We start from the raw sequence: 23715 nt of genomic DNA, 5'->3' as shown, positions 1-23715 counted from the left end.
CTGGGCTTAGTCCGGTTCTTGCTTGGGGTTTTTAGGTTGTACCCAGATGATCCGCCGCTGATTGGCAGCAATTAAATTGGCCTCCTCTTGGGCAATGCGCTGCCGTGCTTGGGGTTGGCGATCGCGCTCCTGTTCCAGTTGCAATTCCTTAACTCGTGCCTCCAGCTGCGCCACTTCTGCTTCGAGGGCATGGAGCTTTTGCAGTTGACTGAGTTGATAGGGCACCAGCTTGGCGATCGCCCCTAGGGCAAAGGCGAGCAGGATCAGATTCACTGCAATTTTGGCACCCGCTTCCCAAGCGATCGCAGGAATTTTTCGAGGAGAGTGAACCATGACTAAACCATGAACGGCGAATTGTCTATCAGTATAAAAAGAAAAAAGCAGCCCCCCTGTCTTAGCAACAACATCGGGAACCGCCTGATAAATTTTAGTTTGGAGAAATGACGTTATGCAGCCAGTTAGCGATAACAGGTGCAACTACTTGTACAACTCAGTGGACAGCCGAAATGCCAACACCGCAGGCAGCAGCGCAATCACAAGGGCAACGTAAACTTGGGTATCGGTCAGCGCCATGAACAACTCCTTTGTGGAATAACAGTCGCGATCAAGTGCTGTATTTATTACTCCATAGGCGCTTACCTTTGGCAACGCCTGCTCATAGTTTGTAACATTTCGCAGCTAGGTCTCCGGGGTCACCCTAGGACGCCAGTGGGGCAGCCGTCGCAGGAGAGTCAGCATCGAGAGTCCCGTGGCCAGAAGTGTCAGCAAACTCAGACCCACCAAAAGAACATAGAAGGGACGCCCCACCTCGCCCCAATAGGTTCCCTGATGCAGGCTCAGGAAAATCGCCGCCTGTTCTTTGGAGAGGCCAAACCAGTTGCGGCCAAGGCGATAGGCCATTCCCGTCGTGGCACTCACGAGCAAGGGCAATGCTGCAATGGCAGCCAAAAGATGATGCAGCCGCCGTGCTGACCACTGCGCCGGCAGCGATCGCCCCCACAGGAGACCCAAACCCGTGGCAATGATTCCCAGCAAGCCTAAACCAATGACCAATACATAGAGCGGCACGCCCCATTCCCCCAGATAGCGGCCTTCATGAAGGGTCATCATCGCCCGCCCAAAGTCTTTAGATAGCCCAAACCAACTGCGTCCAAGACGATGGGCGATTCCCGTTGTGGCGGAGATCAATAGGGGTAGGGCAAAGATCGCCACAAGGAATTGATGCCCCTGACTGCTGATTTTGGCGAGGCGCTGTTTCAGAGCACTCATCGTTCCACCTTCATTGGCAAGGGAATTGTCAACGTAAAGGCCGTACCGCGATCGCCCTCGTAGGGACTGGTGACCCGCAGACTGAGACCATAGGGACGCAGCAGATCTTGAGCAATTGCTAAGCCAAGGCCACTGCCCTCAATCCCACTATCGGCTTGAATCCCGCGGTAGCCCCGTTCAAAGAGGCGCGGCTGCACCTCCAGAGGAATTCCACAGCCGGTATCCCAAACCGTTAACTCTAAACCTGCAGCTGTGGGGGTCAAGTGCAGACCAATCGTGCCGCCTTTGGGGGTGTACTTAAAGGCATTGTCTAGCAGATTCCCCACCACCTCCGGCAGCACCCGTTCCTCTAGCCAGATCGGGGGGAGTTGGGGTGGCATTTCGACCACAAAGGTTTTGCCTTCCATTTCCGCACGGGCTTGGGCGGCGGTGATCAGCGGCGAGAGGGTTTCAACTAGATCGAGGGGTTTACCAGCAAGGGGTAGGGGCTGGCTGCCCGTGAGGACGGGAATATCGTTGCCCTGTTGGCGATAGTCCTCCAACAATGCCATGAGCCGCTCTGTTTCCTTGGCAATGCCTTCGGCGAGGGGGCGCCCCTGGTGATCGGGTTCCAACCGTTTGAGCAGGAGCTTGACAAAGGTGCGAATGGCGGCCACGGGATTGCGCAGTTGATGGAGCAGGTCATCAAAGCGCTGTTGCTGCTGATCCAGTGTGCTAGCAGGGGAGTGGCTGAGCCATTGTTGCCGTTGATCCAAGACGCAGGCGATCGCCAGTGTTTGCGCCACCTGTTGCAATTGTGCCTGCTCTGCCGCCAGCCAAGGACGGTGTTGCCGCTGCGCCACCAGTACCCCCAAGACCCAATTTTGGTACATCAGGGGCAGGATCAGTTGATTGGCCAAGGACGAGACGACCTGTTGAGGGCGATGGCTTAACGGGGTCTCTGCTGCTTGCGTTGGCGGTGGTAGGGTTGGGGGAAACGGTAAGCTCAGGGGGGGTGCCGCCTCTGGATAGACAGCAACGGGAGACCATGAGGGGGAGTCGTTAAGGGTTTCACTCAGATAGACCGCCAGTGAAGAGGCACCCAAGCTGTTAACAACGAGTTCTAATTGGGTACGACAGAGGGCAGCAAATTCTTCACTGGCTGGCCAGAGCATCTAGGCAGTAACCCCGGAGTGACTCGACGATTGTGGAAGCAGCGCTTGAAAATCACCACTCCCCTTTGTATATTCTTCCAGCAATTGCTTTTCAATGGGAAGCAGGTTGGGATCCGGGTCAGCCTCCTGTTCTTTGAGGGTTTCTTCAATGAGTCCCATCTGCTCCTCTGCTTCAGCAAGGGCACTGAGCAGTTCTTCATTGATGGGGGCATTGCCGTTTTGACTCACCAGCAACTGGTAGCGATCGCGCAGGTCGTTGAGTTCCCGCTGCAGGGCTTCTTTTTCAGCAACGAGTTGCTCACTCATCTGCTTGTAATATTTGAAGGCCATCAAAAAGGGGACGAGCTTTTCCCGCAGCGTCATGTGGTCAATATCGAGTTTGGTATAGCGTTCTGCCAGTTGGCTATAGGCTTGGCACAGACGTAGGTAACGTTGGCTGAGGTTATCCATAGGTTATCTAAAGAAGTGGCTGTTGACGCGCTACCCACTATCATAGACGGGCAGCCCATTGGTCACCATTGTCGCGGCTTCACAAATTGAAACAATGTAAAATAGATTACAAAATTTTTAGGTGGATCGTGATCCCTGACTCACAAGCGCCAGTGCCCAGATAGCCATGGGGCGTAGATACATACAGGCACGGAAGGTACCATTGGCCGTAATCGCCTCCGGTGTACGAAATTGCAGACCATTATCGTAGACTTGGCGGACAACTACTTCGGCTAAATGCCATGCTTCGCGGGTCATACCCCGCAGCCACAAAAAGGCGGCCAAGCCAAAGTTAATCCCTGTCCAGACTTCAAGGGGATGGGTAGCGTGGGGGTTTTCGGGTTGACCATTGGGCAAAAGACCATTGGCGGCACCCAACTGGCCATTGTGAAATTCGAGAAAACAGGTGTCGTAAATTTTCCGCAGGGCGCGATCGCAACAGTCTGGGGGCACAATATCCGCCAAACCCAAGAGTTGGGCATAGAACTGGCCACACAGTTGATCCGCCATGATCACATCGGAACCACTGCCGGTATCAAGACGGTAGTACTCGCCATTCCACAGCAGTTGATGGTAGCGGGGGCGAGCTTGCTTGAGCCACTGGCGGTAGGTCTCCACCTGCGGTTGTTGGAGAATCGTGCCGAGGGCGATCGCTGCCTCGAGGGCTGCCAACCACAAGCCACCACAGTAGGCACTGACCCCCTGTAGCTTCCAGTCATCGTAGGTTTGATCCGGGGCACCGCCATTTTCTGGCAGGCCATCGCCATCGTGGTCAAATTGTTTCAAATAGGCCAAGGCGGCCACCACAGCCGGCCAGCACTCACGGGCAAAGTCGAGATCCGTCTGCCCAGTAAACAAAAAGTCGCGATAGACCAAAAGGACAAAGTCAGAAGCTAAATCCTTCCAAAGATTGCAGTCCTGATAAGCAGTGTAGTTCGTCCTTTCCCAAGGATGCTCATTGGGCGCACCGAGATCGTGGGGCACGGCATTGGCCAGTTTACGAGGCGCTTTGTAGGCGGTTTCGGGGTCGCCGCGATAGAAGTAGCCAATGATTCTCCGGGTGGGATCAGCGGTGGGAATCGCCCGCGCAAAGGCACGCATTACGGATTTTTCCAGTTCTGGCCACAGTTGCAGCAGGGCAAAGGAGCCATAGAGCCGCACATCCAGACTTTCATACCAGCGGTAGTCAAGGCATTCTAGAACGGCGAACTGCCCCACGGGGTCGCGATCGCTGGCGGCACTCCAAAGCGTTCCACCACTACTGAGGACGTATAGCTCATTACACAGTGCCATCTTGAACCAGTCGGGCCAATCGGGGTGGGTGAGAATTGGCGCTTGCCAAGTGCGAATCTGCTGTTGCCATTCCTTGTAATGCTCTAGGCCACGGGCGGCAAGGGTGATAGCATTGGTGCCACTGCGATCGCAAAAATCCGTGTAGCGACGGTAATAGATCACGCCCTTGCCAAACTCAGTCACAGGAAAGTCCCACGCCAAGACCACGGGAATTTGTTTTGTTTCCCTAGGTGCCAAGGCAAAGCGCACCGCAAAGGCGGCGGCCACCTGTTCTCCCGCTGCCGCTGGGGTTGGATCATTGACAATTGGTAGGGAACCATCCCCCGAAAATGATTGCCACAGTTGTGCCCCATCCCCCTCTGGCTGCCAGCGACTACAGCCAAAAAACTCACCAAGGCCTGTGGGAACCAATGCTGCCCATTCACCATCGCCTTCTTGGGGTGGGTTCGGGTGGGGCGTACGGCGCAGTCGCCAACCTTGGTAGGACTCTGTTTGAATCAGTTCATTAAAATTGCCGTCACTTTGACCCCAAGGGGGCGTGTAGGTATAGACGGGGCTGCCATCATCGCGGATTTCAATAGCAGAGGAAGGGGTGGTATTGCGAAACCAACCGACGGTATTTTGCCACGAGAACATCAAGCTGAGGGTGAGGGGCTGATCCGTGGGATTGCTAAACGTCCACAGAAACACCGCCACGGGGTAACTGGTTTCTTGGTAGTTGTGGGGCAGAATCGGTGAAAACTGTTCGCAGGTGATCTGGGCGCTAAAGACCCCCTCATAGACAAACCAACTGCGGGGATAGCGGGCAGCGTAGATACCTTTGCCAGCCGGATACCATTGCCAAGTGCTGAGGCGGCCATCGTTAGGGGGAGTCCCTAGGGCGTAGGCTTGGGTTTGCTCTCCCCGCTCAAAAAGACTAAATTGACAGGCGGGCAGGGTGCCAAAGAGGTGCTCACCGCCATCAAGGTGCCAAAGGTTAAAGTCCCCGGCCGAGGAACGACCAATACAGCCCGCGCCAAAGCCACCAAGGGGCATGCCATGCCAAGGGCCATCGTCTAAATTGCTGGCATAGCGAACGCGATAGGGATTTTCCCAGCCTTGGGCGATCGCCCGTGTCCAGGTACAGTTGGCAAATTCAATCACACCACTTTCCGAAGACGCGCCTGATCCAGAATACCGCTTCAGCGCTGCGCCATCACTTGGCACTTGGCACAAAGACCGAAAAACTCAAGGGTATGGTAGAAAATCTCAAAATGGTAGGACTGTTGTAGCTCAGCTTCTAAGTGCTGGACTGGGCAGCAGTTAATCTGAATCGATGCCCCACAGTGCAAACAGGTGAGGTAGTGTTGATCCTGCTGCACGAGGCTATAGACCAATTCGCCACTGGGCAACGCCCGTGCTTGCACCTCACCATTGATGCGCAGACTATCGAGGGTGCGATAGACCGTTGCTAGTCCTAGGGGAGTTTGCCGCTGCCGTAGTTCCAAAAATAGTTCCTGTGCCGAGAGCGCTCGGCCACTGGCTCTAAGGGCATCGAGAATAATGACTTGGCTACGGGTGCGTCGCGGCGGCATAGCAATAGGACAACGTTACCTTGATTTTACCGTTCCGCTCCGGTGGCAGATGGCAAAAAATAACAATAATCCCATCCCACGCATTTTCACCAAGGTCAACATCCCGCAGATCGCAGTGATAGGTAGTAATGGAAACTCCCCGTTCTTGAGCAAGATAGACGGCATTACGCCCTTCCCCTTCGGCGAGGGAGAGAATTTGCCCTTGGGGCACAAAGTCATGGGCATGGGCTTTGAGGAAATCGTTTGGCTCTGTGCCGTAGAAATAAGTGTCTTCTTATCAATCCGTTGGCATGAGTGCCCCTAGAGAGGTTCTGGCGGGGATGACTTTCGGGTCATCTAGTCAAGACTCTGTGAACGGGGAATCTCCTGCTATACGCCTAGCGTTAGCGGGATGAGCGTCAAAGTCTAGTTGCTTGAGAACCTTTGCTTGCGATCGCCCCCAAAACGCCAGCAATTAAGTAAAGGGAGCCACAGACCACACAGCGATCGCCTGCCCTATCGAGTGCCTCAGTCACCTCCTTAAAAAGACGGCATTCCCCTAACTCAGGGCAACAGGTGTAGGCAAGTGCCTTCAAGTCCTCTAAGTCAGCGCTAGCGTGATCCGGTACGGGTACCAACCACAGGCGATCGCCCCCTCGCAGGAGATGTTTGAGAATCCCCTCATGATCCTTATTGGCGAGCATCCCCACCACCCATGTCACCTCTGTCCAGCCCAGTTGATCCACGTATTGCCGTAGGTAGGCGGCGGCAGGAGCATTGTGGGCACCATCAATGAGCAGTTTGCGCCCTTGCCACTGTAACCATTGCAGTCGTCCCGGCCAGCGGGTTTGCGCCATTCCCTGTTGAATCGCTTCTCGGGAAATCTGCCAGCCTTGAGATTGTAACTGTTGTAGCGTGGCGATCGCGATCGCTGAATTGACCAACTGCATTTCTCCAGCCAAGGGCAAGGGGTACTCCATCCCCCTCCAAATCGCCCATCCCGGCCGCTTTGCACACCACTGGGCTGGTTCTGGCCAGATCGCTGGGCACCCCAAAGCTTCCAAACGCTGCGCAATCACCGCCTCTGCCTCGGGGGGAACAGGGCCAATGACGGCTGGCACGCCCGGCTTGAGAATACCTGCTTTTTCGCCAGCGATCGCCCCCAAGGTATTGCCCAACCGCTGCCAATGATCCCAACCGATGGAGGTAATCACACTCACCAAAGGGGGCTGACATACATTGGTGGCATCCAAGCGCCCCCCCAAGCCCACCTCTATCACCGCCACATCCACCCGCTGCTGGGCAAAATACAACCATGCCGCCGCCGTGATCACTTCAAACTGACTGGGGGGATAAGCCACCTGTGGCAGTACCGCTTTAATGTGTTGAATCAAGGTCAAAAAGACCTCAGGGGCAATGGGTTCACCATCGACACAAATGCGCTCACACCAACTCAACAGATGGGGTGAAGTATAACGTCCCGTGCGATAGCCCGCCGCCCGCAAAACACTATCCAAATAGGCACACACCGACCCTTTGCCATTTGTCCCCGCAACGTGGATCAAGGGCACCTGTAACTGGGGAGACCCCAAAGCACTCAGCAGCGCTTGGATGGGTTCAAGGCCAAGGCGCACCCCAAAGCGGGCGTAGGGACTTAGCGCCGCCGTCAGCGGATCACTCACAGCCTGATTGAAGCAGATTAGCGGGGTTCGCGGCGACCATTGCGCCATGTGGCCACAATGCGGGAGCCATCCGGTAGCGTAAAGACCCCCTGTCCTTCAAATAAGCCATTGCGAAACTGTCCGGCATAGCTTGTGCCATCTCCGAAGGAGAGCGTTCCAGTTCCATGATACTTGCCCGCTAGAAACTGCCCCTCATAGCGGGTACCGTCGGGAAAGGTGAGCACCCCCTCCCCATGGTATTGACCATTGAGAAACGTGCCCTCGTAGCGTTGACCATTGGCCAGTTGGAGAGTGCCCTTGCCATTGAAGATGCCATCCACAAAACCCCCTTCGTAGCGTCCCCCATCGGCATAGGTGAGCACCCCCTGACCGTGGTAGCGTCCATTGCGAAATTCCCCTTCATAGCGGTTGCCATTGGCCATTGTGAGGATACCTTGGCCATTAAAACGACCATTGAGCAATTCCCCTTTGTAGGTGCTGCCGTCGGGAAGTGTCATGGTAACATCCCCGGTGACACGCCGCCCTTCATAGACGGCAATTTGGGCAGTTACAGGAGCTAAGTGCAGGGTTGCACATCCTAAACCAACAAGGCAAGAACTCATCACCCAGCGGTAAATAACAGCAGGATTTGGGTTGTACAGATGAGTCATTACTGGACACTCCACAAGGGTGGACAATTGCAACTTCTCTAACTGGCACAGCTTGTCTCCTATGCAAACTTGGGGAGGAAACTCAAAGCTTTGTCTTGGAATCGGTCTCTGTGCCTGCAGCACTTTGAATAAGCAAGTCCTCAGGAGGGTGGTCAAACACTCTCTTGCGAGACGCAAAGGGTGGTATAGTGCTCCCTTGATAGCGTCTTGAGCAAAATCTTGATTGCAAGGATGTCCTCAAGCGCCCTCCCAACCCCCTGAGTGGGGCAGATAAATCTCTATGAAAGGGGGAAGGAGAATGTACCTCACTGGCAGTTAAAGCAGGGATGAGGGAGAATTGGACATGCAGCCCTCGCCAAGAGGCTGGCTTTCCGAAGGGCGCAGGGTTTTGTTTGGGGAGCGGAAGGTTGTGGATGGGCTGAAACGGCTCTTGGGCAGGGGTCACTCCTTGGGGTTGACCCTAGTATTGACACTGGGGGCGTTGCTGGTTCTCAGCCCCCTACTGGTGGTGCTCTGTACGTCGGGCTGGCCACCGGGAACCCTACCTACCCAATTGTTGCCACCCCAAGGCTGGACATGGCAGAGCTATCAGGCAGCATGGCAGCAGGGACACTTTATCTTGGCCTTTGCCAACTCAACGTTTGTGGCTTTGGCGGTAACGGCGCTCCAGTTGGTGACCTCAGCCCTAGCGGGTTACGCCCTTGCGCGACTTTCGTTTCCGGGGCAACAGACGATGTTGCTGCTGATGCTGGCAACCCTAGTGATCCCATTTCAACTTTTGGTAATCCCAATTTTCCTCATCCTCAAGGCGGGTCATCTGATCAATACCTATGGCGCCTTGATCTTGCCGACGGCGGCCAATGGCTTTGGCGTCTTTTTGATGCGGCAGTTTTTTCTCACATTGCCCGTTGCCCTTGAGGAGGCCGCCCTCTTGGATGGAGCCAATCGCTGGCAAGTGCTCTGGCATATTCTCTTGCCCCTGAGCCGACCGGCCTTGGTCACACTCTTTATCTTCACCTTCATTGGGGAGTGGAATGATCTCTTTAAGCCCTTGGTCTTTACCACCAAGCCAGAGCTGATCACGGTGCAGCTTTCCTTGGCCAATTTTCAGGAGCAGTTCACCAATGATTGGCCGTTGATGATGGCGGCGGCGGTGATTGCCACTGTGCCGGTGATGATTTTGTTTATCTTGGGTCAGCGGCAACTGATTCGCGGCATTGCCACAACGGGACTAAAGAGCTAAAGTTCCGTTCGGAAAACCGTACTGCAACAGGAGTTGCGATCGCCAACCCTCTCTCGCTACATTAGCACTCGAAGGGTGAGAGTGCTAAACAATTGCAAGTGATGCTCTTGCCCCCCAGAAACTGCGCGATGAGCCGTGCAGTGAGTGCTATCAATCCATACTCTTACAATTGGGAGAACAGTACGCTATGGCAGCCGTATCTCTAAGCGTTTCAACTGTGAAGCCTTTGGGCGATCGCATTTTTGTCAAAGTCAGCGAAAGTGAAGAACGTACCGCAGGGGGCATCCTCCTGCCCGACAACGCCCGTGAAAAACCCCAAGTGGGCGAAGTGACCGCCGTCGGTCCTGGCAAACTCACTGAAGACGGCAAGCGTCAGCCCATGGATGTGAAAGTGGGGGACAAAGTGCTGTACTCCAAATATGCCGGTACTGAAGTGAAACTGGCGGGCGAAGACTACGTTCTCCTCTCGGAAAAAGACATCTTGGCCATTGTTGGCTAAGTCGCTGACACTCCTTCATTTCTGTGCGATTTTTCATCACTGTTGAACGATTGAGGTAGGAAACACCTATGGCGAAGCGCATTATCTACAACGAAAATGCTCGTCGTGCCCTCGAAAAAGGGATGGACATCTTGGCTGAATCCGTGGCCGTGACCCTTGGTCCCAAAGGGCGGAACGTGGTTCTGGAGAAAAAATTTGGCGCTCCCCAAATTGTCAACGACGGGGTGACGATCGCCAAGGAAATTGAACTGGAAGATCACATTGAAAACACCGGTGTGGCGCTGATCCGCCAAGCCGCCTCGAAAACCAATGATGCTGCCGGTGACGGTACAACTACGGCAACGGTTCTTGCCCATGCCATGGTGAAAGAGGGGCTGCGCAACGTGGCTGCCGGTGCTAACCCCATTGCCCTGAAACGCGGGATTGACAAAGCCACCCACTTCCTTGTCGAAAAAATTGCTGAACATGCCCGTCCGGTGGAAGATTCCAAAGCCATTGCCCAAGTGGCAGCGATCTCTGCCGGTAACGATGAAGAAGTGGGTCGGATGATTGCCGATGCCATGGACAAAGTGGGCAAAGAAGGCGTGATCTCCCTCGAAGAAGGCAAATCCATGACCACCGAACTCGAGGTCACTGAGGGGATGCGCTTTGACAAGGGCTACATCTCCCCCTACTTTGCCACCGACACCGAGCGCATGGAAGCGGTGCTTGATGAACCCTTCGTGCTGATCACCGACAAGAAAATTACCTTAGTGCAAGATCTGGTGCCGATCCTCGAACAAGTGGCTCGCGCCGGTAAGCCGCTGGTGATCATTGCTGAAGACATCGAGAAAGAAGCCTTGGCGACCCTCGTGGTCAACCGTCTGCGCGGTGTCTTGAATGTGGCTGCGGTGAAAGCTCCCGGCTTTGGCGATCGCCGTAAAGCAATGCTCGAAGATATTGCCGTCCTCACAGCGGGTCAAGTGATCACCGAAGATGCCGGTCTGAAGCTGGAAAATACGAAGCTGGATATGCTCGGTAAAGCTCGCCGCATCACCATCACCAAAGATCACACCACGATTGTGGCCGAAGGCAATGAAAAAGCCGTCAAAGCTCGCTGCGAGCAAATCCGTCGCCAAATCGAAGAAACCGACTCCAGCTACGACAAAGAAAAACTGCAGGAGCGGTTGGCTAAACTGGCCGGTGGTGTGGCAGTGATTAAAGTCGGTGCTGCCACTGAAACCGAAATGAAAGATCGCAAACTCCGTCTGGAAGATGCGATTAACGCCACCAAAGCCGCTGTTGAAGAGGGGATCGTTCCCGGTGGCGGTACCACCTTGGTGCACTTGGCGCCTGAGTTGAGCAACTGGGCGGCTGAGCACCTGACGGGTGAAGAACTGATTGGTGCCAACATTGTTGAGCGTGCCCTTAGCGCTCCCCTGCGTCGCATCGCTGAAAACGCGGGTCAAAACGGTGCCATCATTGTCGAACGGGTCAAAGAAAAACCCTTCGATGTGGGTTATGATGCCGCCAAAGATGAATATGTCAACATGTTCGATGCTGGTATCGTTGACCCTGCCAAAGTCACCCGCTCGGCTCTGCAAAATGCGGCCTCTATTGCCGGTATGGTGCTGACCACCGAGTGCATCATCGTTGACAAACCCGAACCCAAGGACAACAATCCTGCGGGTGCCAGTGCCGGCATGGGCGGTGACTTCGACTACTAAGCCCAATCCAGCGGTGAATCCCTCAGACTCACTGGGTTCACCGCAAGTAACCTAAGTCACACTCACAGCGGGGAAACCACACCCCGCTTTTTTATTGGATGGTGCCAAACGGGTCTGGCAGCGTTGCTATAATAACCCTCAAGTAACGTTTTTTAACATTCGCAGTTTGCAGCATGGGCGATCCAGTGCCTACGGGTGAAATTCGGGTTCGGGGTGCACGGCAGCATAATCTGAAAAACATTGACCTCGATCTGCCCCGCGATCGCCTGATTGTGATGACAGGGGTTTCTGGTTCCGGTAAGTCCTCTCTGGCCTTTGACACGATTTTTGCTGAAGGGCAACGCCGCTATGTGGAGTCCCTCAGTGCCTATGCGCGGCAATTCCTCGGCCAGTTGGATAAGCCGGATGTGGATGCCATTGAGGGGCTGAGTCCAGCGATTTCCATTGATCAAAAGTCCACTTCCCACAATCCTCGCTCGACGGTGGGCACAGTCACGGAAATCTATGACTACCTGCGGCTGCTCTATGGCCGTGCGGGTGAACCCCATTGCCCCCATTGCGATCGCTCGATTCGCCCCCAAACCATTGATGAAATGGTGGATCAGGTGATGCAGTTGCCCCCTCAGACGCGCTTTCAAGTTCTAGCTCCTATTGTCAAGGGGAAAAAGGGCACGCATAAAAAACTGCTGTCGAGTCTTGCTAGTGAAGGTTTTGTGCGGGTTCGCATTAATGGCGAGGTGCGCGACCTCAGTGATGCCATTGAACTGGATAAAAACCATGCCCACACGATTGAAATTGTTGTCGATCGCCTTGTGCTGAAGCCGGGGATTGAGGAACGCTTAGCGGACTCGCTGCGAACGGCGTTGCACCATGCCAATGGTACGGCAATGGTCAGTGTGGTACCCCGCGAGGGTGAGGCTGAGGGTCAAACGCTCCTATTTTCCGAAAATTTTGCCTGTCCGGAGCATGGGGCAGTGATGGATGAGCTATCGCCGCGGCTCTTTTCCTTTAACTCCCCCTACGGTGCCTGTCCAGAGTGCCATGGCTTGGGCTATTTGCGCAAATTTAGCCCGGAGTTGATTGTCCCCAATCCTGAACTACCGGTCTATCTGGCGATCGCCCCCTGGGCCGAGAAAGAACACGACTACTACCTTGCTCTCCTCTGGGGCATTGCTGAAGCCTTTGGCTTTGACATCCATACACCGTGGTACCGCCTCACGGAGTTGCAACGGGAAATTATCCTCTACGGCACCGATACCCCAATTCTCATCCCCGCCGATTCCCGCTATCGCAAACGGGACTACTACCGCCAATTTCAAGGGGTGATCCCAATTTTGGAGCGGCATTACCGCGAAGCCACCTCTGAGGCCTACCGCCAAAAGCTGGAAGAGTACCAAGTCAATCAAACCTGCCCCGCCTGTGGTGGTCAACGCCTAAAACCCGCCGCCCTAGCAGTGCGCTTGGGGCAATATCGCCTCACGGATCTCACCAGTGTCTCGATTCGCGAGTGTTTGGCACGGCTGCGATCGCTCCAACTGAGCGCCCGCCAACAGCAGATTGCGGAGCTGGCCCTGCGGGAAGTGACCGCGCGATTACAGTTTCTCGTGGATGTGGGACTAGATTACCTGACGCTGGATCGCAGTGCGGCCACCCTCTCTGGTGGTGAAGCCCAACGCATTCGCTTGGCCACTCAAATTGGCTCTGGCCTGACGGGGGTGCTCTATGTCCTTGATGAACCCAGCATTGGCTTGCATCAGCGGGATAACGATCGCCTGCTGCAAACGCTGTTTCGCCTGCGGGATTTGGGGAATACACTCATTGTTGTCGAACACGATGAGGACACGATCCGCGCTGCCGATCACATTGTTGATATTGGTCCAGGGGCGGGGATCCACGGCGGCCAGATTGTGGCTCAAGGCAGCCTAGAGGCGATTCTCAATCATCCCGACTCCCTGACGGGGGCTTATCTGTCGGGGCGCAAGCGCATTGAAACCCCCAGCGATCGCCGGCCGGGGAATGGTCAATCCCTAATTCTCAAACAGGTATCTCGCAATAATCTCAAGAACATCACCGTAGAAATTCCCCTCGGTAAGCTGGTGTGTCTGACGGGGGTATCGGGGTCGGGGAAATCCACCCTCATGCATGAAGTCCTCTATCCTGCCCTGCAGCACCATCTTGGTCACAATGTGCCCCTGCCCAAGGGACTTGGCGAGATTGAAGGCTTAAATGCCATTGATAAAGTCATTGTCATTGACCAATCCCCCATTGGGCGAACCCCCCGCTCGAACCCTGCCACCTACATTGGGGTGTTTGATGTTATCCGTGAAGTCTTTAGTCAAACCGTAGAGGCCAAGGCACGGGGCTATAAACCAGGGCAATTTTCCTTCAATATCAAGGGTGGCCGCTGTGAAGCCTGCGCTGGCCAAGGGGTGAATGTAATTCAAATGAACTTTTTGCCCGATGTCTATGTGCAGTGTGAGGTGTGCAAGGGGGCACGCTACAATCGCGATACCCTGCAAGTGAAGTACAAGGGCTGCTCGATTGCTGATGTCTTGGATATGACCGCCGAGACAGCACTGGCCTTTTTTGAAAATATCCCCAAGGTCGTGAGCAAGCTGCAAACCCTCGTGGATGTGGGCTTGGGCTATCTCAAACTAGGGCAAACGGCACCGACCCTCTCTGGGGGCGAAGCCCAACGCTTGAAATTGGCGGCTGAACTGTCGCGCCGTGCCACGGGCAAAACGCTCTACTTGATTGATGAACCCACCACGGGGCTATCTTTTTACGATGTGCATAAACTCCTCGAGGTGTTGCAGCGTCTCGTGGACAAAGGCAACTCGATTTTGGTAATTGAGCACAATCTGGATGTGATTCGCTGTGCCGATTGGATTATTGACCTTGGACCAGAGGGGGGCGATCGCGGCGGAGAAGTGGTTGCCGTCGGCACCCCTGAAGCGGTGGCACTGATGCCTCAATCCTATACAGGGCATTATCTGGCCAAGGTGTTAAATCGCGCCGCTGCCAATTCGCAGTAGTAGAATACAGGTTGCTCTGCCTTGCGGTGTGTCTATGCCGACGATGACCCTCGCCATTTCCTGTCCCGATCAGCGGGGGCTAGTGGCCAAGTTGGCGCAGTTTGTCTATCGCTACAACGGGAACATTGTCCATGCCGACCACCACACCGATGCCGTTGCGGGCATTTTTCTCTCCCGCCTCGAGTGGGAACTAGAGGGCTTTGAAATCCCCCGCGATCAAATTGCCGCGACTTTCATCAACTATGCGCAGCGGGAAAAGGTCTTTGCCAGTTGGCAAGGGGTGCGCTGGCAGTTGCGGGCATCGGATATTCCCTATCGCTTGGCCATTTGGGTGAGCCGCCAAGATCATTGCCTGTGGGATTTGCTGCTGCGACAGCGGGCGGGAGATCTCTTTGCGGAAATTCCCCTGATTATCAGTAACCATGAACATTTGCATCCCATTGCCGAGCAGTTTGGCATTGACTTTCACTATATCCCTGTAACGCCAGAGACCAAGCCCCTTGCCGAAGCCAAGGAACTGCAACTCCTCAAGGACTACAAGATTGATCTGGTGGTGCTGGCCAAGTATATGCAGGTGCTCAGTCCAGAATTTATTGAGGCCTTTCCCCAAGTGATCAACATTCACCATTCATTTTTGCCTGCCTTTGCGGGGGCGAATCCCTACCACCGTGCCTATGAGCGGGGAGTAAAAATCATTGGTGCCACGGCCCACTATGCCACAGCGGATTTAGATGAAGGGCCGATTATTGAGCAGGCGATTGTGCACATTAGCCATCGCGATACGGTGGCGGATCTGATTCGCAAGGGCAAGGATTTAGAACGGGTGGTCTTGGCACGGGCAGTACGGCTGCATTTGCAAAATCGGATTCTGGTGTATGGCAATCGCACGGCAGTCTTTGCCTAGGAGCTGATTAGGGGGCAGTTGCCTTTTTGCTGAGGAGCTTGAACTTTGGAAGCTGTTGGACAATCTGGACCGTTTCGACGCTCACTCGCACCACGCGCTTCAGTAAGTCAATAATGTAGCGGGGATCTGCTGACCAGTCGTTGGGGTCATTGCGAATTTGGCTGTCTTTATCCACAGTGACTTGATAGTGATCCATCACCCACTCGATGGCAGGCTTGCCATTCACCACATAGTCATAGGCTTGAAGAGGAATCCCCGTTAGGGTGACATAACGGTTGTAAATAATCGTGGTCTTATCCACCTGCTGCCCTTTTTTGGCAAAGCGCATCTTTTCAACGCGATAGAAGGTTTTGGCATCAGTGGTCAGGGGGGCTGCCAACTCAGTGAGGGGGTAGGGGTCAATGGTTTCATAGTGGAGATGCCAGTGAGCCAACTCTCGGCCTGCCTTGCTAAAGCCCCAAAAATCTTCAACGTAGGGAATGCGCGGCAGCATCTTTTTCAGGTCATTGGCGTAGCGTTGGCGATAGTCAGGACTGTGCAAAATGCCATAAACGTAGTAGAAAATATCCTCTTTACCGATTTGGGTATCCCCGTAGGTGTCGCGAAAGACTTTGAGGATGGCATCATTGATATTCTCTTTCTGGCGATAGCCCGTTGATGTGTTGCTCTCAAATAACGATCCCTGTGGCGTGGCTTCAACTTTTTCATAGGTATAGAGGGGAAAACATTGGCTATTGGAAATTAACTCTAAGTCGGGTACTGATGCTTTTAGGGTCTGTATTGACAAAAGAAACAAAGTTTTCAAACTCTGGATTGCGAGCATTGATCCAATCTTACTGCTCATTGGGTGTAACCTCTTGCCAAGGTAGGGTTGTGTAGTCACCAAAGGTGGCAATCTTGCTTAGTTTCTCTTCCCGACTCAGATAATAGCCAATATCGTGATAGTAAATTTCATGATTGGTTTTGGCAGGATTCTTGATCAACAGGGTAATGGCAACTGTATTTGTACAACCTTGACCAAAAATTTGTCCCCCCTCTTTCTTAGCTCGCTCACCAGAAGTTTTCTGTCCTCTTAGTCCCCGCAGATTAAAGACATAGACACTGGTAAACTCATCAGCAAGACATTTGCGCAAGCCATCCATTGCATTGCTGTCAATAAAGGAGCCGTTTGTCACAAAGGCAATCACGCCTTTTCCCCTAGACGATCCGTTGCCCAGCGAATAGCACGAATATATGAGTCATAAAGACTTCTTTTTGAAGTCGCGTTAGAAAATTTTGCATAAGTCTCAGCAATCTTTTTATCAAGTCTCTGGTATTTTAGATTTTTGTTACTATCATTTTCGCTCTTTTGCCCTGCGGAATAGGGCGGATTGCCAATGATCACGGTGATCTTTTCTTGTTTCTGCGCTAAAACGCGGCGATTGTTTTCAGGGAAGAAGGCTTCATTGAGGGTGTCCTCGTGTTCATACATTTGAAACGTATCGGTGAGGACAATGCCGTTAAAGGCCGTTAAAGGGGGCGTAGTGTCCTGTAAGGCTAGCGTAGGCGGTTTCAATGTTGATGGCCGCAATGTAGTAGGGCAGTAGCAGAATTTCGTTGGCGTGGAGTTCGCGGCTGTACTTGGTGGGCAAGGCTTCGCGGGGAATCAAGCCACTCTGGAGCAACCGCACAATAAAGGTTCCCGTCCCCGTAAAAGGATCGAGGATATGCACATTCTCTGAGGCTAGACTGAGGCCAAATTCCTGCTGGAGCGCTGCATCGGCACTGCGGATGATGAAGTCCACAATTTCCACAGGGGTATAGACAATGCCCAACCGCTCTGCCATTTTCGGAAAGGCCAGCTTAAAGAATCCCTCATACAACTCAATGACAATTTTTTGCTTGCCCTGTAGGTTGTCAATGCCGCTGGCACGCAACTTGACGCTGGTATAAAAGTCCTCTAACTTGGCGGTTTCCTTGTCGAGAGCCTGCCCCTCTAGCACCGCAATCATCGTCTCCATCGCTGCCGAAACGGGGTTGTACTGGCTAAAGGCATAGTCGGCAAAGAGGGCATCAAAAACGGGTTTGGTAATGAGGTGCTGCGACAGCATCTCTATGGTGGCGGCTGCGGTAATGCTGGGGTTGATGATCTCCTGCAAACTGGCGACAAAGGCATCAAATTGGGCCCTAACGCTGGGATTTTTGGCGATGATGCCCTCCATGCGCGTGCGATGGTGATCGGCAAGGATGGCCACATCCTTGGCCCAGTCCTCCCAATACTGGCGATCGCCACACTTTATGCACCACCTTGGCGTAGAGGGCTTCTTTCCACTCCTCCAGTTCTGGCCAGTGAAACGCTAACTGCACGGGTGTGAGGTCGTTGTCAATTTCTTCACTGTCTTCACGGCCACCCCCAATCCCAATCACATCAATTTGCGGGGGTCGCTGCTGATTGAGTGCCAGCTTGTTGACAATGGCATTAAAGCGATCGTCGTGCGCCCGTACGGCCTCACCAAAGCCCAAGCGGTGCAGTTCCTTGCCATAGATGGCTTCCTCATCCATCGAGCAAAGGGTGATGTTTTCTTCTGTGGAGAAAATCACCGTCATCTTGTTGGTTGCTGCTGCCCCCTTGCGAATCTTCTCGCTATCGGTGGTTGCAGGAAAGGGTAGATCACTGGCTTTGAGGTCTTCGCTGTCTGTGCGCCGCCCCACCTTCACATCGGAGCAGACGGCAATGGGATGTAGGGGAATTTCTGCTTCGGCAGTCCACTCCCGCAAACTCTGAGACAGCAACGAAATCGAGGGCACCAGAAAAAGCACCCGTCCCCCTTTGCCCACCATCCGCTCAGCAATTTTCAAAGCCGTAAAGGTTTTGCCCGTGCCACAGGCCATGATCAGCTTGCCGCGATCGGCGGTTTGCAATCCTGCGATCACATTGTCAACGGCTATTTGCTGGTGGGGACGCAATTCCTTGCGGGGAAGGCGTTTGAGAGAATAGCTTCCCTTGGCATCTTGGAGCCGCTGGCTACCTGTGGGTATGGTGTCGCTAGAAAACTGCTCCCAATCAATGGGGCTATTGGCGAGGTCGTGTACCGTGAGGCGATGGACGGGGACTTTTTGATTGTCAAGAGTTTTGTTCAGATTCTCTGACCAGCGATCGGTGGTGGAGACCAAGAGCCGGTGACTAAATTCCGCCTTGCCCGAGGCTGCCAAAAAGGAATCCACATCACTTTTGCTGAGAGTATGCTCAGGATGGTAAAACTTGCACTGAATCGCCCAAAGCTCGCCACTGATCCGTTCTTTGGCCACCAAGTCAACGCCAATGTCGCCACTATTGCCCCGCTGCGGATACTCCCACCACAGCCACACATCGCTAAATAAATCCTGATAGTAAGGGTCAGTGCGAAAGTAAGCCTGCATCAACCGCTCAAAGCGATCGCCCAAGTGCCGTTTTGACTCTGCTGCTGCTCGAAACTCCGCCAAAATATCATTGAATCGTAGCCATGAGACTTGTTGCACTGCTAATTTTTTCTATAATACAGCCCTTTTCTCAAACAGGCGATCATCTCGCCCTAGGGGCTTTCAAGGTTTGAGGCCTCTTGCCTTCAAGAATTGCAGGAGGTCACTCCTTTGAATGTGATTGAGCACGACTTCAGTGCGTTGAAGCGAGCGCGGATGTATGCAGGGTCAAACAATTCTATTGATGAAGTGATTCGCAATTATTGTGCCGAATAGCGTCTCATTCTTTATTGGAATAGATATAATTCTAACGACGACCCAATTCACCCATGCCTAGTGATTAGACTATAAAGCATCAGGTGGCTTGAGGACAGTTTCATGGTGCAAGATGGGTTACGCTACTGGTCGCTGGGTATTGTCCTTCTTTTAGGGGTGGCTCTTGAACCGGTTAGAGCAGCAGAGATGTCCCTACCCCAAACGGGTGTAGCAGAGGAGGAGTTGATTGCTCTCATTAAAGAAGACCCCTTTGCCCAAGCTCGCCTGCCGCAATCTGAAGGCGCTGCTGTCGATCTATTGCCGCTGCCACCCCAGCCCCCCGCAGAAGTCGTTCCGCCTGTAGAATCCCCTGCCCCCCTACCCACGAGCACTGAGATCAAGGGTGATTCAGCAGCCCCCTCTGTGGAACCTGCACTAAGAACAACTGACAATTCTTCAGAAGCTCCAACAACAGTGGAACTGACAGCAGAGCAAGCCGCACAGGAGGCGCGTTTAGCACTTCTACGGGAGGGCGATCGCCACTGGCAATTGGGAGATACCGTCACAGCCCAAACCTATTACCAAAAGGCCAAGGCTGACCTAGATTTGCCACCGCCCCGTGTCACCCCCCCTGCCGTACTGGAAATTAGTCAACTGCCCCCCGCTGCCCAAGTCTATTGGCGAGAAGTTCAAGGGGGTTCCCAACTCTACAGTGCCCAAGCCGTGCCCCTGCGGCTGTTGGTGGAGCAATTCCCAGAGTTTATCCCCGGCCAAGTGCGCTTTGCTGAGTTTCTAGCGCAGCAGGGTTCCCTCAAAGAGGCCTATGCCCATCTCGAAAAAGCCGCCAGCCTCTATCCTGATCAACCCGATATTCAACGTAGCCTCGTCACCCTCTACGATCGCCAGCAACAGTGGCTAGAAGCCGCCCTTGCCGCCCAACGTTTTGCCCTACTGAATCCTGACCACCCCGCCACACCCGAATTTCAGCAACTAGCCGCAGAGCGAATGCAACGGTTCCGTCGTCGCCTTCAGGGACAACTGCGCGAAGGCATGATTGTCGGCGCCCTCACTGGACTGGTGGGTGTGGCACTCACGGGCAATCCCTTACTATCGTTGGACTCAATTCAAATGATGGCCTTGATGATGCAGGGAGAATCTGCCCTAGGCCGTTCAGCAGCACAGCAAATTAGCCGCCAAGTCAAGCTCCTTGAGGATCCTGAGGTTCAAGCCTATGTCAATGAAGTGGGGCAACGCCTCGCCAAAGTGGCCGGTCGCAATGAGTTTGAGTATGAGTTTTTTGTGATAAAAGATAATGATCTCAATGCCTTTGCCCTGCCAGGAGGCAAGATTTTTATCAATTCCGGTGCAATTCTCAAAGCCAATACCGAGGCAGAACTTGCTGGCTTACTGGCTCACGAAATTGCCCACGCGGTGCTCTCCCACGGTTTTCGCTTGGTCACCCAAGGCACGGCCACTGCCAACTTGACGCGGTTATTACCTGCTGGTGGCTATGTGACAGGGATTCTCGTGACTAGCTATAGTCGAGAAATGGAGCGAGAGGCGGATATTTTGGGCACACGGATTCTGGCGAGGGCAGGCTATGCCGCTGATGGCCTACTGAACCTCATGCACACCCTCAAGAAGGAATACCGTCATCAGGAGCCACCGTTACCATGGTTTTCTACCCACCCACCGACCAATGAGCGCATTCGCTATATCCGTGGTTTGATGCGCGATCGCGGGTACACCCCCTTTGCCTTTGAGGGGGTCGAACGCCATCAACAAATTCAAGCGCGCTTGCGTACCCTTGTGGATCCCCCCAATCCCAAAAAGTCCAAACGGGAAACTGCCAAGACGCCGCAATAGCTGAGTCCGCTTTGAATGTTCTGAATGTCTCGACATTGCTTTCAAAACCTTGAGTACGAACCCGCATTTCTCTCCCTAGGGGAAGAGTACTGGGACGAGGTACAGGCGGCAACCTTTCCGCAGCATATTCTGCGTTTTCGCAATGATGCCCTCTTACCCCTGATGGGTCTGAATCCCGCCAAGGTAACTGATGCTGACTTTATTGCGGCCTTTGGCCAGTTTCAGGGGCGTGAACCTTTTTTAGCAATGCGTTACCACGGCTACCAATTTGGGGAATACAATGCTCGCTTGGGGGATGGCCGAGGGTTTCTCTATGGCCAGTTTCGCGGTGTGGATGGTCAACTGTATGACCTTGGCACGAAAGGATCCGGCACCACACCCTATTCGCGGGGGGGAGATGGTCGCCTGACACTCAAAGGCGGTGTCCGTGAGGTTTTGGCCAGTGAACTGCTGCATCGCTTGGGGGTGAGCACCTTTCGCAGTCTCAGCTTGGTGGAAACGGGAGAATCCCTCTGGCGAGGGGATGAGCCATCGCCGACGCGATCGAGTGTCTTAGTGCGCCTTGGCCGTTCCCATATTCGCTTTGGTACCTTTGAGCGGCTCCACTATCTGCGGCGACCGGACTTGATTCGACGGTTGCTCGACCACGTCATTGACTACTACTACCCCCACTTGCTAGAGATCCCAAACCCCAAGGAACGGGATTGTGCCTTTTATCGTGAGCTAGTGGCACGCACAGCGGATCTGGCGGCGCAGTGGTTGGTGGCGGGGTTTTGCCACGGTGTTTTGAACACCGATAATATGGCCATTACGGGCGAGAGCTTCGACTATGGTCCCTATGTCTTTTTGGAGCACTATGATTTGGGGTTTACAGCCGCCTACTTTGACTACTATGGCCGCTACGCCTACGGCAATCAACCAGCAATTTGTGCTTGGAATTTGGAGAAGCTGCAAATCCCTCTGTCTTCAGTAATGCCCCTTGAGGAAATGCAAGCTGCCCTAAAGACCTTTGGCGATCGCTGCCAAACCACCTACTTGAAACTCATGCTCAAGCGCCTCGGTTGGGCAGATCTTCCTCTAGAAATTGGCCGTCCCTTAGTGGCAGAGACCCAAGCTTTTCTCAGCCGCAGCACCATCAGTTATCCCCAATTCTTTGTCAGCCTGCGGCAAGAATTCTCCCCTGAGTGGGCTGTAGATCCCAGTCATATCTTTCGTAACAGCTCAACCCTCACGCCAGCAGATCAGAAATTGCTAGAGGCTTGGAAAAGAACCTATTTTGAGCTACTTCAGCAAGCCACGCCGTTACAACAAGCCGCACTTCCCCAAACCCTAGCGGCTGCCAATCCCCTTTTTATCCTGACTCGTCCGCAGATTGAACACATTTGGCAGGCCATTGATCAGGCGGATGATTGGTCACGATTTACTACAGCCCTTGAGTTGATGCAGGCATGAAGCGACTCCTTTGCCTGAGTAATGGCCACGGTGAGGACGCGATCGCCAGCTCGATTTTGCAGGCCTTGCGGCAGCGGTGCCCACACTTAGACCTAATGGCGTTGCCCTTGGTGGGCTTAGGGTCTGCCTATACGCGGCTGGGAATTCCTGTATTGCAGCCCGGAAAAATACTCCCCTCTGGGGGCTTTATCTACATGGATCTGCGACAGCTATGGCGGGATCTTAGAGCAGGGCTGCTGGGACTGTTGGGGGCGCAGGTTCGTGCTATTCAGCGTTGGCAGCGATTCTCAGTAGGGCATCTCTTAGCGGTGGGGGATATTGTGCCTCTACTGCTGGCCTATGGCACAGGGGGAACCTATAGTTTTATCGGCACTGCTAAGTCTGACTATTACCTATATGACCCGACGGGGCGTCCCTATCGTTGGGGCATGGGCTGGGCGGGGAGTGACTACCTGCCTTGGGAACGATGGTTGTGGCGATCGCCCCGCTGTCGAGGCATTTTTGTCCGTGATGAGTTAACCGCTAAAGGGTTGCGGCAATTCGGTTACACGGTTCACTACTGTGGCAATCCCATGATGGACTTAGTGATGCCACCCCCTGAGCGATCGCCTTTTACGACTAGAACCATTGTGCTACTGCCGGGGTCTCGTGCCCCTGAGGCCTACCGCAATTGGCAGCAGATCCTACGGGTACTGGCGCCCTATGCCGATCAGCCGCTGACCTGTCTTGCCGCTGTCAGTCCCAGCCTTGATTTACGGATGCTTGAGCAAAGCCTTGAGGGTTGGCAACCCATCGCCAGTGCATTACCCCAGACCAGCGCATGGCAGTTGGGTCAGCAACAACTGATTTTAAGTTCACATCACTTTCGTGAATTTCTGCATTGGGCCGAAGGGGGCATTGCCCTCGCCGGCACAGCCACAGAGCAGTGTGTGGGCTTAGGGAAACCCGTGATCACCTTTGCGGGTGCAGGCCCCCAGTTTACCCGTGAGTTTGCTAGTCGCCAAAAACGCCTTCTCGGAGACTCGATTTTCCTACTCGATGATCCTCAAGGAGCCATCCCGACCCTTTGGCAGATTTGGGAAGATGCGACTTTACTTGCGCGAATTGCCGCCAATGGCAAAGAACGCATGGGCGACCCCGGAGCGAGCGATCGCATTGCTGAGCAACTGTTAAAAATACTCGGCAATTGAGTCCTGCTAAAAAAAAGACCCCCATCCGTAGATGGGA

22 protein-coding genes and 2 pseudogenes are annotated in these 23715 nt (G+C 53.9%); 9 read left to right on the top strand and 15 right to left on the bottom strand.

The annotated features are described in order from the left end of the window. Positions 1 to 6 precede the first annotated feature (6 nt). The 10 genes and pseudogenes from M0644_RS08860 to M0644_RS08815 form a co-directional block, all read right to left on the bottom strand. Positions 7 to 333 carry a hypothetical protein gene (locus M0644_RS08860; protein ID WP_149820046.1) on the bottom strand — a complete coding sequence of 109 codons (327 nt, stop codon included), beginning with the start codon at positions 331 to 333 and terminating at the stop codon, positions 7 to 9. Between the two features lie 144 nt (positions 334 to 477). After that, positions 478 to 573 (bottom strand): photosystem I reaction center subunit XII, encoded by a 96-nt coding sequence (psaM, locus tag M0644_RS08855; RefSeq protein WP_011056052.1) that lies wholly within the window; start codon positions 571 to 573, stop codon positions 478 to 480. Positions 574 to 678: 105 nt separating this feature from the next. Continuing rightward, complete coding sequence (locus tag M0644_RS08850; protein WP_149820044.1) at positions 679 to 1269, bottom strand: PepSY domain-containing protein; 591 nt, start codon at positions 1267 to 1269, stop codon at positions 679 to 681. Beyond that, the gene (locus tag M0644_RS08845; RefSeq protein WP_149820042.1) at positions 1266 to 2423 is read right to left on the bottom strand and encodes a HAMP domain-containing sensor histidine kinase; all 1158 of its coding nucleotides are present in this window, start codon (positions 2421 to 2423) and stop codon (positions 1266 to 1268) included. The genes M0644_RS08850 and M0644_RS08845 overlap by 4 nt, the downstream gene beginning before the upstream one ends. Continuing rightward, positions 2424 to 2873 (bottom strand): hypothetical protein, encoded by a 450-nt coding sequence (locus tag M0644_RS08840; protein WP_149820040.1) that lies wholly within the window; start codon positions 2871 to 2873, stop codon positions 2424 to 2426. 117 nt (positions 2874 to 2990) lie between these two features. Continuing rightward, complete coding sequence (locus M0644_RS08835; protein ID WP_286625391.1) at positions 2991 to 5348, bottom strand: GH116 family glycosyl hydrolase; 2358 nt, start codon at positions 5346 to 5348, stop codon at positions 2991 to 2993. 38 nt (positions 5349 to 5386) lie between these two features. Next, positions 5387 to 5779 carry a Fur family transcriptional regulator gene (locus tag M0644_RS08830; RefSeq protein WP_149820036.1) on the bottom strand — a complete coding sequence of 131 codons (393 nt, stop codon included), beginning with the start codon at positions 5777 to 5779 and terminating at the stop codon, positions 5387 to 5389. Between the two features lie 43 nt (positions 5780 to 5822). Continuing rightward, positions 5823 to 6053 (bottom strand): annotated as a pseudogene (locus M0644_RS08825) (SAM-dependent methyltransferase); the annotation flags it as partial. 124 nt (positions 6054 to 6177) lie between these two features. Continuing rightward, entirely contained in the window at positions 6178 to 7488 is a 1311-nt protein-coding gene (locus tag M0644_RS08820; protein WP_149820034.1) for a folylpolyglutamate synthase/dihydrofolate synthase family protein, read from the bottom strand. Further along, a complete protein-coding gene (locus M0644_RS08815) occupies positions 7458 to 8090 on the bottom strand; it encodes an MORN repeat-containing protein (RefSeq protein WP_206201218.1) in 633 nt (210 codons plus the stop codon). The genes M0644_RS08820 and M0644_RS08815 overlap by 31 nt, the downstream gene beginning before the upstream one ends. A 418-nt stretch (positions 8091 to 8508) precedes the next feature. On the opposite strand from M0644_RS08815, the gene M0644_RS08810 reads away from it, so the two are divergent. The 5 genes from M0644_RS08810 (at position 8509) to purU (ending at position 15477) form a co-directional block, all read left to right on the top strand. After that, a complete protein-coding gene (locus tag M0644_RS08810) occupies positions 8509 to 9333 on the top strand; it encodes a carbohydrate ABC transporter permease (RefSeq protein ID WP_226972052.1) in 825 nt (274 codons plus the stop codon). Positions 9334 to 9520: 187 nt separating this feature from the next. Continuing rightward, positions 9521 to 9832 (top strand): co-chaperone GroES, encoded by a 312-nt coding sequence (gene groES, locus M0644_RS08805; RefSeq protein WP_149820030.1) that lies wholly within the window; start codon positions 9521 to 9523, stop codon positions 9830 to 9832. A 68-nt stretch (positions 9833 to 9900) separates the two neighbouring features. Then, a complete protein-coding gene (gene groL / locus M0644_RS08800) occupies positions 9901 to 11538 on the top strand; it encodes a chaperonin GroEL (RefSeq protein WP_206201221.1) in 1638 nt (545 codons plus the stop codon). Positions 11539 to 11711: 173 nt separating this feature from the next. After that, entirely contained in the window at positions 11712 to 14573 is a 2862-nt protein-coding gene (gene uvrA / locus M0644_RS08795; RefSeq protein WP_286625387.1) for an excinuclease ABC subunit UvrA, read from the top strand. A gap of 28 nt (positions 14574 to 14601) precedes the next feature. After that, on the top strand, positions 14602 to 15477 hold the full coding sequence (gene purU, locus M0644_RS08790) for a formyltetrahydrofolate deformylase (protein ID WP_315862997.1): 876 nt from the start codon (positions 14602 to 14604) through the stop codon (positions 15475 to 15477). 7 nt (positions 15478 to 15484) lie between these two features. Here the strand turns inward: purU and M0644_RS08785 are convergent, their stop codons facing one another. Genes M0644_RS08785 through M0644_RS08765 form a run of 5 tightly spaced genes read right to left on the bottom strand, consistent with a single transcriptional unit; the run spans position 15485 to position 18975 of the window. After that, positions 15485 to 16282, bottom strand: a complete 798-nt coding sequence (locus M0644_RS08785) for a type ISP restriction/modification enzyme (protein ID WP_286625385.1) — start codon at positions 16280 to 16282, stop codon at positions 15485 to 15487. Between the two features lie 28 nt (positions 16283 to 16310). After that, positions 16311 to 16664, bottom strand: coding sequence for a hypothetical protein (locus M0644_RS08780; protein ID WP_226971929.1), 354 nt, complete (start codon positions 16662 to 16664; stop codon positions 16311 to 16313). Beyond that, on the bottom strand, positions 16661 to 16948 hold the full coding sequence (locus tag M0644_RS08775) for an Eco57I restriction-modification methylase domain-containing protein (protein ID WP_226971928.1): 288 nt from the start codon (positions 16946 to 16948) through the stop codon (positions 16661 to 16663). Before M0644_RS08775 ends, M0644_RS08780 begins: the two co-directional genes overlap by 4 nt. A 28-nt stretch (positions 16949 to 16976) precedes the next feature. Next, the gene (locus tag M0644_RS08770; protein WP_286625383.1) at positions 16977 to 17711 is read right to left on the bottom strand and encodes a hypothetical protein; all 735 of its coding nucleotides are present in this window, start codon (positions 17709 to 17711) and stop codon (positions 16977 to 16979) included. After that, positions 17644 to 18975: a DEAD/DEAH box helicase family protein gene (locus M0644_RS08765; RefSeq protein WP_286625382.1), complete on the bottom strand. Its 1332-nt coding sequence runs from the start codon at positions 18973 to 18975 to the stop codon at positions 17644 to 17646. The genes M0644_RS08770 and M0644_RS08765 overlap by 68 nt, the downstream gene beginning before the upstream one ends. 111 nt (positions 18976 to 19086) lie before the next feature. Between M0644_RS08765 and M0644_RS13205 the strand changes: the two are divergent. From M0644_RS13205 to M0644_RS08750, 4 genes and pseudogenes are all read left to right on the top strand, one after another. Beyond that, positions 19087 to 19191, top strand: a pseudogene (locus M0644_RS13205) (IS630 family transposase); the annotation flags it as partial. 102 nt (positions 19192 to 19293) lie between these two features. After that, entirely contained in the window at positions 19294 to 21036 is a 1743-nt protein-coding gene (locus M0644_RS08760; protein ID WP_286625380.1) for a M48 family metalloprotease, read from the top strand. Positions 21037 to 21060: 24 nt separating this feature from the next. Then, on the top strand, positions 21061 to 22488 hold the full coding sequence (locus M0644_RS08755; RefSeq protein WP_149820022.1) for a YdiU family protein: 1428 nt from the start codon (positions 21061 to 21063) through the stop codon (positions 22486 to 22488). Continuing rightward, a complete protein-coding gene (locus tag M0644_RS08750) occupies positions 22485 to 23678 on the top strand; it encodes a lipid-A-disaccharide synthase-related protein (protein WP_149820020.1) in 1194 nt (397 codons plus the stop codon). The genes M0644_RS08755 and M0644_RS08750 overlap by 4 nt, the downstream gene beginning before the upstream one ends. Positions 23679 to 23715: the final 37 nt, after the last annotated feature.

It is taken from the genome of Thermosynechococcus sp. B1 (genome assembly GCF_030322985.1).
GTDB lineage: Bacteria > Cyanobacteriota > Cyanobacteriia > Thermosynechococcales > Thermosynechococcaceae > Thermosynechococcus.
This window is presented reverse-complemented; position numbering and strand designations above follow the sequence as displayed.